The sequence below is a fragment of the Streptomyces sp. YGL11-2 genome, assembly GCF_050054615.1.
In the GTDB taxonomy this organism is placed as follows: domain Bacteria; phylum Actinomycetota; class Actinomycetes; order Streptomycetales; family Streptomycetaceae; genus Streptomyces.
The window spans coordinates 65044-72660 of sequence record NZ_JBNHIN010000003.1; the positions used below are offsets into that span (position 1 = coordinate 65044).

At 71.3% G+C, this 7617-nt stretch carries 7 protein-coding genes and 1 pseudogene; 4 read left to right on the plus strand and 4 right to left on the minus strand.

Features of this window, described 5'->3' with window-relative positions; genetic code table 11:
• Positions 1 to 511: pseudogene (locus ACO1BR_RS04915) on the plus strand (glycoside hydrolase family 3 protein); the annotation flags it as partial.
• A 289-nt stretch (positions 512 to 800) separates the two neighbouring features.
• Here ACO1BR_RS04915 and nagB read toward each other — a convergent pair.
• Both nagB and ACO1BR_RS04925 read right to left on the minus strand, forming a co-directional pair.
• Positions 801 to 1583, minus strand: a complete 783-nt coding sequence (gene nagB, locus ACO1BR_RS04920; RefSeq protein WP_426793770.1) for a glucosamine-6-phosphate deaminase — start codon at positions 1581 to 1583, stop codon at positions 801 to 803.
• A 213-nt stretch (positions 1584 to 1796) separates the two neighbouring features.
• Positions 1797 to 2570 (minus strand): SDR family oxidoreductase, encoded by a 774-nt coding sequence (locus ACO1BR_RS04925; RefSeq protein WP_426793771.1) that lies wholly within the window; start codon positions 2568 to 2570, stop codon positions 1797 to 1799.
• A 140-nt stretch (positions 2571 to 2710) separates the two neighbouring features.
• Here ACO1BR_RS04925 and ACO1BR_RS04930 point away from each other — a divergent pair, with 140 nt between their 5' ends.
• Both ACO1BR_RS04930 and ACO1BR_RS04935 read left to right on the plus strand, forming a co-directional pair.
• The gene (locus ACO1BR_RS04930) at positions 2711 to 3328 is read left to right on the plus strand and encodes a TetR/AcrR family transcriptional regulator (RefSeq protein ID WP_426793772.1); all 618 of its coding nucleotides are present in this window, start codon (positions 2711 to 2713) and stop codon (positions 3326 to 3328) included.
• Between the two features lie 458 nt (positions 3329 to 3786).
• The gene (locus ACO1BR_RS04935) at positions 3787 to 5259 is read left to right on the plus strand and encodes a sensor histidine kinase (RefSeq protein WP_159510369.1); all 1473 of its coding nucleotides are present in this window, start codon (positions 3787 to 3789) and stop codon (positions 5257 to 5259) included.
• Between the two features lie 165 nt (positions 5260 to 5424).
• Here ACO1BR_RS04935 and ACO1BR_RS04940 read toward each other — a convergent pair whose 3' ends face one another.
• A complete protein-coding gene (locus ACO1BR_RS04940; RefSeq protein WP_003983230.1) occupies positions 5425 to 5682 on the minus strand; it encodes a WhiB family transcriptional regulator in 258 nt (85 codons plus the stop codon).
• 320 nt (positions 5683 to 6002) lie between these two features.
• The gene (locus ACO1BR_RS04945; RefSeq protein WP_426793773.1) at positions 6003 to 6986 is read right to left on the minus strand and encodes a diacylglycerol/lipid kinase family protein; all 984 of its coding nucleotides are present in this window, start codon (positions 6984 to 6986) and stop codon (positions 6003 to 6005) included.
• 95 nt (positions 6987 to 7081) lie between these two features.
• Between ACO1BR_RS04945 and ACO1BR_RS04950 the strand changes: the two genes are divergently transcribed.
• Positions 7082 to 7537 carry a hypothetical protein gene (locus tag ACO1BR_RS04950; RefSeq protein ID WP_426793774.1) on the plus strand — a complete coding sequence of 152 codons (456 nt, stop codon included), beginning with the start codon at positions 7082 to 7084 and terminating at the stop codon, positions 7535 to 7537.
• Positions 7538 to 7617 lie beyond the last annotated feature (80 nt).

Below are 7617 nucleotides of genomic sequence, written 5' to 3' on the forward strand. Positions count from 1 at the left end.
GGAGGGGGCCGCGCCCGCACCCGGTATCGGCCTTACGGCGGCCCGCCGCGCCCTGCGCCTGACGTCCGTCACCCCCTTTGAACCCCTGACCGCCCCGGCTTATGTCGCGGCGTTCACCCCCCTCGCCAACATCGCGGTCGGTGACGACACCCCCTGGGGCGTCGCCGCCGAACTGTCCCGGCTACTCCCCGGCACCCGGACCGCCACCTACACCGCGCAGGACGCCGCCGGGACCGGCCCAGCCGCCCTCGTCGAGGCCCTGCTCACCGCCGCCGCCGGCCGCCCCGTCGTGGCCGTGGTCCGCGACGTCCACCGCCATCCCTGGATGGCCGACGCCCTGCACACCCTGTTGACCGCCCGCCCCCGCACCGCGGTCATCGAGATGGGCGTCCCTCAGTCCCCGCCCCGGGGCACCCCCCACATCGCCACATACGGCGCCGCCCGAGTCTGCGGTCAGGCAGCGGCCGAGGCCCTGACGTCCACGAGCCCGCACCCGACGGCGCGGGGCTGAGACGGGAGCCCGACCGCGCCCCGGCCAACCCGACCGGTGCCCCGGCCAAGAGGCCGACGCGCCGGGCGACGCGTCGGGTGACGCGGCCGGCGTGATCGGTGAGCGGGCGGGCCGGACGCGGCCGGGCGCCCCCGCCGCGTCCGGCCGGGACCGGTGCGGGATCGCCGGCCATGACCGCCGGCACACCCCGGCCATGACCTCGGCTTTCCGCCCCCGGCCAGGACCCCGGCTTTCCGCCCCCAGCCGGTACAGCGGCGTTCCCCCCGGCCGGTACGGCCGCTCTACAGCCTTACAGCCCCTGCCACTTCGGCTTGGCCGCGTACGTCGCGCGGAAGTACTCGCCGAGCTTCAGCTTGGACGCCGCCGCCTCGTCGACGACCACCGTCGCATGCCTGTGGAGCTGGAGCGCCGAGGCGGGGACCAGCGCGGCCACCGGGCCCTCGACGCACTGGGCGACGGCGTCCGCCTTGCCCTCGCCCGTGGCGAGCAGCACGAGATGGCGGGCCTCCAGGATGGTGCCGATGCCCTGGGTGATGACGTGGTGCGGCACCTCGCCGAGGCTGTCGAAGAAGCGGGCGTTGTCTTCCCGGGTCTGCTGGGTCAGGGTCTTGATGCGGGTACGCGAAGCGAGCGACGAACACGGCTCGTTGAAGCCGATGTGCCCGTCGGTGCCGATGCCGAGCAGCTGGAGGTCCACGCCGCCGGCCTCGCTCAGGCCCCTGTCGTACGCGTCGCACGCGCCCTGGACGTCCTCGGCCGTGCCGTCGGGGCCCATGAACGCGGCCTCGTCGAGCCCGAGCGGCTCCACCACCTCGCGCAGCACCACCGAACGGTACGACTCCGGATGCCCGGCCGGCAGGCCCACATACTCGTCGAGCTGGCAGATCCGCGTCCGCGAGGCGTCGACCTCGCCGGCCCGGACCTTCGCGGCCAGCGCCTCGTAGATGGGCAACGGGGTCGAGCCGGTGGCCACGCCGAGCAGCGCGTCGGGCTTGCGGCGCATCAGGGTGGCGATGGCCTCCGCGATGAGCTCGCCGCCTGCCGCGGCGTTCGGAACGATGACAACTTCCACGCTTGGCCTGCCGTTCTGAAGAGTGGTCTCATGTGGTATAGACCAATCTAGCAGAGGTGGGCGCGCCTGACCCGTCGGCGCGGCTGAACGCATCGGCACGAATGGCTGTCGACTTGCCGTCGCCCCGGTGGCCTGTCCGCCGCCCCGTGGTCGCCCGGACGCCGGCCCGTCAGCCGCTCGGCGCCAGCCCCTCCTTTCCTTGGATGCCACCCCTTACAGCAGCGCGCCGCCCGTCGCGTCGATCCACTGGCCCGTCACCCACCGGCTGTCGTTCGAGGCCAGGAAGGCAACGATGTCGCCGATGTCGGTGGCGTCCGCGACCCGGCCCAGCGGGGATATCGCCCCGGTCGCCGCGCGCGCCGCCTCGCTCCCCTCGCCGCGCAGCCAGGCGGCGTTCATATCCGTGTCGGTCGCCCCGGGGGCCACGGCGTTGACCGTGATCCCGCGCGAACCGAGGTCCTTCGCCAGGGTCCGGGTGAAGACATCGAGCGCCCCCTTGGTCATCGCATAGGCGATCAGCTCCGGCTTGGCCGCGCCGTGCGTCAGCCCCGTCGAGGTGTTGATGATCCGTCCGCCGTCCCGCAGTCGGCTCAGCCCTGACTGCGTGACGAAGAACGGCGCCTTGGTGTTGACCGCGAAGAGCCGGTCGTAGTCCTCCTCCGTCACCGTGGCGATCCTCTTGAGTGTCCCGTCCACCGCCTTGTTGATCCCGGCGTTGTTGACCAGGATGTTCAGTCCGTCGGCCTGTGCGTCGAACGCGGCCCACAGTGCCTCGGCATCGCCGGGCACCCCCAACTCGGCGCGGACCGTGAACGCCTGGCCGCCCGCCGCCTCGATCGCCGCGACCGTCTCCTTGGCCGCCGCCTCGTCGCGGCCGTAGTGCACGCCGACCCGTGCGCCGTCCTTCCCCAGCCGCTCCGAGATCGCTCGGCCGATCCCCCTGCTGCCGCCCGTCACCAGTGCCGTCTTGCCGTCGAGCGCGCCCATGGCGGTGCCCCTCCCCTTCGTTCGCGCGTCCGCGGGCTGATCCCCGCACACGCCGGATCGCGTCGCGAACGCTTTCTATAGCGATCGCTATAGAAAAACCGTAGCACCATTTCCGTACCGTCCGCTATAGAATTCACTCCATGGTGTCCAAGGAGACGAAGCAGCGCGGCCGGCCCCGGTCCTTCGACCGGGAGACGGCGTTGGAGCGGGCGATGCGGTCCTTCTGGGAGTGCGGCTACGAGACCACCTCGATCTCCGACCTCACCCGCGTGATGGGCATCAGCGCCCCCAGCCTCTACGCCGCCTTCGGCGACAAGCGGGCGCTGTTCGACGAGGCGGTGGCCGAGTACGGGCGGCTGTACGGCGGCTTCATCTCCCGCGCGATCGCCGAGGAGCCGACCGCCCGCCGAGGCATCGAACGGGCGCTGCGCGAGGCCGCGGTCGAGTACACGGTGTCTGGCCGCCCCCGGGGCTGCCTGGTGATCAGCGCCGCGCTGAACACCACCCCCGCCTCCGCCGAAGTCGCCGCGTCCCTGCGGGAGATGCGGCAGCGCAACGTCCGGGAGATGGAGCGCGCGATCCGGGCGGACATCGCGACCGGCGAGCTTCCGGCCGGTACGGACGCACGCGGCCTGGCGGAGTATGTGAGCGTCGTCGTCGCCGGTATGTCGCAGTCCGCCCGCGACGGCTCCGACCGTACGACCCTGGAGGCGGTCGCCGAGCTGGCGATGCGCGCCCTGCCGCGGCAGCCCTCTTAGGAGGCGTCCGGTGGGGGAGGGTAGAAGAGAGCGGCGGGGGGCGGAGGTCAAGGCCCCGGGCCGGGACCGAGAGGGTGACCGGCTGCCGGCCCCATCCCGCCGGCCCCGAAAACACCCGCGGGCCGCGGCGCCGGGACAGGACCCTCAACCTGTCCGGCACCGCAGCCCGGAGCTGACATCGGCCGGCCCCGTACTAGCGGGCGGGTGGTGCCCCGTGTGCGGTAGGGGCACGGTCCCGTCCCGGGACCGGTCGATCAGAGGCCGTGGCGCAGTCAGGGCAGAGAGCGCTGCGGGCCTCGATCCGCCCTCCTGTGCGGGGAGAGCGGAAGTTCATGGGCCTGGGGTCTCCCCCAGGGGTGTTGCGCCTCACATTGTGGACTAGACCATTCTTCTCTGTCCACGGTCGTGCACGCACTACAGATACACCGTACGCCGGTAGGCTCCAAGACGTGCCCTCCATGAACGATCTCGTACGCCAGCACACCGCTCTGAGCGACTCCGACCTTGAGTGGCTGCATCTGCTGGTCTCGGAGTGGCAGCTGCTCTCCGACCTGTCCTTCGCCGACCTCGTCCTGTGGGTCCCCACCCTCGACGGTACCCGTTACGTCTCCGTCGCCCAGATGCGGCCGAACACCGGCCCCACCTCCTATCAGGACGACATGGTCGGCCACCTCGTCCCCCGGGGCCGCCGTCCGATGCTGGACTCCGCCCTGGACGAGGGCCGCATCGTGCGCGAGGGCGACCCGGAGTGGCGCGAGGAGGTGCCGGTCCGCGTCGAGTCCATCCCGGTCCGCCGCGAGGGCCGGGTACTCGGGGTGATCGCCCGGAACACCAACCTGCTGACCGTACGGACCCCCAGCCGGCTGGAGCTCACCTACCTCCAGAGCGCGTCCGACCTCGCCCAGATGATCGCCGCCGGAACGTTTCCCTTCCCCGGCCAGCAGGTCGACATGGACGCCTCGCCGCGCGCCGGCGACGGGCTGATCCGGCTCGACGCCGACGGTGTGGTCCAGTACGCCAGCCCCAACGCGCTCTCCGCCTACCACCGGCTCGGCCTCGCCGCCGACCTGGTGGGCCACCACCTCGGCCAGGCCACCGCCGAACTGGCGCCGGCCCGCGGCCCGGTGGACGAGGCCCTGGTCAAGCTGGCCAGCGGCTGGGCCCCGCGGGAATTCGAGGTCGAGGGCAACGACGGCGTGATCCAGCTGCGCGCCATTCCCCTCAAGCCCAAGGGCACCCATATCGGGTCGCTGGTGCTGCTGCGCGATGTGACCGAACTGAGACGCCGTGAGCGGGAACTGATCACCAAGGACGCCACCATCCGGGAAATCCACCACCGGGTGAAGAACAATCTCCAGACCGTTGCCGCACTGCTGCGGCTGCAGTCCCGCCGGATGGATTCCGAGCAGGGGCGGGAGGCTCTCAACGAGGCGGTGCGCAGGGTCGGTTCGATCGCGATCGTGCACGAGACGCTGTCCCAGAACCTCGATGAGCGGGTCGAATTCGACGAGATCGCCGACCGGGTGCTGGCCATGGTCGCGGAGATCGCGCCGGGCAAGGTGACCACCCGCCGCACCGGGCGCTTCGGCATCCTCGACGCCGAGGTGGCCACGCCGCTGTCGATGGTGCTGACGGAGGTGCTGCAGAACGCCCTGGAGCACGCCTTCGACCAGCTGGAACACGGCACCGTCGAGGTCGGCGCGGTCCGCGGCGGCAGCCGCACGGAGCCCCGGCTGCTGGTCACCGTCCAGGACAACGGCCGCGGTCTGCCGGAGGGTTTCGATCCGCATCGCGCCGGAAACCTGGGGCTGCAGATCGTACGGACCCTGGTGGAGGGCGAGTTGGGCGGCACGTTCGACATGGTGCGCGGGCCCGAGGGCGGCACCCAGGTCATTCTCGACGTCCCGGTGCGGCCCGAGAAGCAGCACTGAACGAACAGCGGCGCGGGGGAGTGCGGAGCCCCGGAACAGCGGCAAGCCCCGGACCGATTGGTCCGGGGCTCAAAGCTGTTGCGATGCGATAACGACCGGGTATCAGCTCCGGGCAGGCATCGAAGGTACTGCGCGCTGCGGCTCGGGGGCCACGGGGCGGCTGGCTCAGGCGCTGGCGTTGCGCGCCCGGTTGCGAGCTGCACGGCGCTTCATCGCGCGGCGCTCGTCCTCGCTCAGACCACCCCAGACGCCGGAGTCCTGGCCGGACTCAAGCGCCCACTGCAGGCACTGCTCCATGACGGGGCAGCGGCGGCAGACGGCCTTGGCTTCCTCGATCTGCAGCAGCGCAGGACCGGTGTTGCCGATGGGGAAGAAGAGCTCGGGGTCTTCTTCGCGGCAAACGGCGCGGTGACGCCAGTCCATGGCTGCTCCATCTCCTCGTGTGACGGGATCGTTGCTTGTGAATGTGAACGCTTTCACGAATCCCTCCACAAGGGAAGGGCCGAAAGCCAGTCAAGAACTGGCGCGGTCCAGTGGAATGAGGAGGAGGATTCGGGCTCTCAAGGGGGCCGGTAAAGCGGCCGTCCCGATCGCCATGAAGAGACTCGCAAACCTCGGCGACGGATACAACCCCTTCCGGAAACTTTTTTTTGATTCCTTGGTGTCGCCTAGCTCACAGCCGTCATTCCAGGGGGTGGAGGCCAGCCTAAACGTTCGAGTGAAAGGACTTTAGGCCCTACTGCTCACACAATCACACGCAGTGCACGGCGAACGCCTGTGAACGTCACACTCGTACGCAGTCCGAGGTGGTCACCATCCATCTGGAACGGCAGCGGAACCTGCGAATGCAAGGTGAAGTCCGTGAGGTCGTGGAGTGAGAGGACGTGCTTGCCCTGGGGGCCGCGATCCGGTGTGGAGGTGAGGAGTTGGGAACCGTAGCGGGTCACCGCGGGCACCGAGAACTTGTCCAGCGCGAAGAGGTCCAGGGCGGTGTCGAACGACGCGTCGGGGGACGGGTAGATGGGGCGGTTGCCCAGATATGACCAGGGGGCGGTGTTGCAGATTATCGACATCGTGAGGTTCTCGACGATCTCCGTGCTGCCCGGCTCCTCGCCCGGTCGTTCGAGCGTGATGGTGCCCCGGCGGCGGTTGGCCTCGCCGAGGAACTGCCGTACGACCTGTCGCACGTAGAGGGAGTGGGTCGACCGCTTGCCGCGCTCGCGCTGCTGTTCGACCCGGCCGACGACGCCGGCGTCGAAGCCGAAGCCCGCGCAGAAGGTGAACCAGCGGCCCGGCACCCCCTCGTCCACGCTGCCCGGAGTGCCCTCGGCCAGTCCCAGGCCCACCGTGCGCTCGCTGCGGTCGCGCAGCGCGTCCAGCAGGGCGCCGGTCGCCTCCACGACGTCGTTGGGCAGCCCGAGGGCGCGCGCGAAGACGTTGGTGGAGCCGCCGGGGACCACGGCCAGCCGCGGGTGCGAGTCCGGGTCGGGGCCGGTCGTCAGCAGGCCGTTGACGACTTCGTTGACCGTGCCGTCGCCGCCGAGCGCCACCACCAGCTCGGTCTCTCCGCCCTCGGCGGCCTCCCGGGCCAGGTCGCGGGCGTGGCCGCGGTACCGCGTCTCGGCGACCTCCAGCTTGAGGTCACTGGCCAGTGCGTGGGTGAGTACCTCACGGGTACGGGCACTCGTGGTGGTTGCTGCGGGATTGACCACGAGAAGTGCGCGCATATGGAGCAGCGTACCTACCTGCTGGTACTGGTCTCACGCCTGTCCGGGGTACGGGCGGGCCGGGCCGCACGGTGGGCCGGCGCTACCCTGCTGGGGTGACCAGTCAGCAGAAACAGTCCGCGAAGCGCGCCGCCGGAGCCCCCGCCGTACCGGAGCCGGCCGGTCCGCGGCCTGCCCGGCTGAGGGCCGCCGCGGCGCTCACCGCCGTCGAGGGGCTGGCACTGGCCGTCCTCGGCGCGTACATGCTGATCAACGGGCTGGTCGGGGCGCCGGACAGCCCGCAGCAGGCGGAGATGGGCGGGCTGACCATCCTGGCGCTGGCGGTGCTGCCGCTGGTCGCCGCGCGGGGGCTGTGGCTGCGCCGCCGCTGGAGCCGAGGGCCCTCGCTGATCACCCAGATCGTGGCGCTGCCGGTGGCCTGGACGCTGGTCAAGGGCGGTGGCGCACTGATCGCCGCCGGGGCCGGGCTGGCCGTGGCGGCGCTGGTCGTGCTCGTCCTGCTGGTCAACCCGACCGCGACCGAGGCGCTGGGCATCGGCCCGCGGGAGTAGCGGGACCAGGGCCCGTCCGACTGGTCGGGCGGACCCTGGGCGCGAGACGCGGAGAACGGCGCGGCGGCGGGGCCTTACGG

Bases quoted from the DNA above. Each gene is read 5' to 3' on its own strand.
- ACO1BR_RS04925 (WP_426793771.1), bottom strand. From the start codon at position 2,570: ATGGGCGCGCTCGACGGCAAGACGGCACTGGTGACGGGCGGCAGCAGG.
- ACO1BR_RS04930 (WP_426793772.1), top strand. From the start codon at position 2,711: ATGGTGTCCAAGGAGACGAAGCAGCGCGGCCGGCCCCGGTCCTTCGAC.
- ACO1BR_RS04935 (WP_159510369.1), top strand. From the start codon at position 3,787: ATGAACGATCTCGTACGCCAGCACACCGCTCTGAGCGACTCCGACCTT.
- ACO1BR_RS04940 (WP_003983230.1), bottom strand. From the start codon at position 5,682: ATGGACTGGCGTCACCGCGCCGTTTGCCGCGAAGAAGACCCCGAGCTC.
- ACO1BR_RS04945 (WP_426793773.1), bottom strand. From the start codon at position 6,986: ATGCGCGCACTTCTCGTGGTCAATCCCGCAGCAACCACCACGAGTGCC.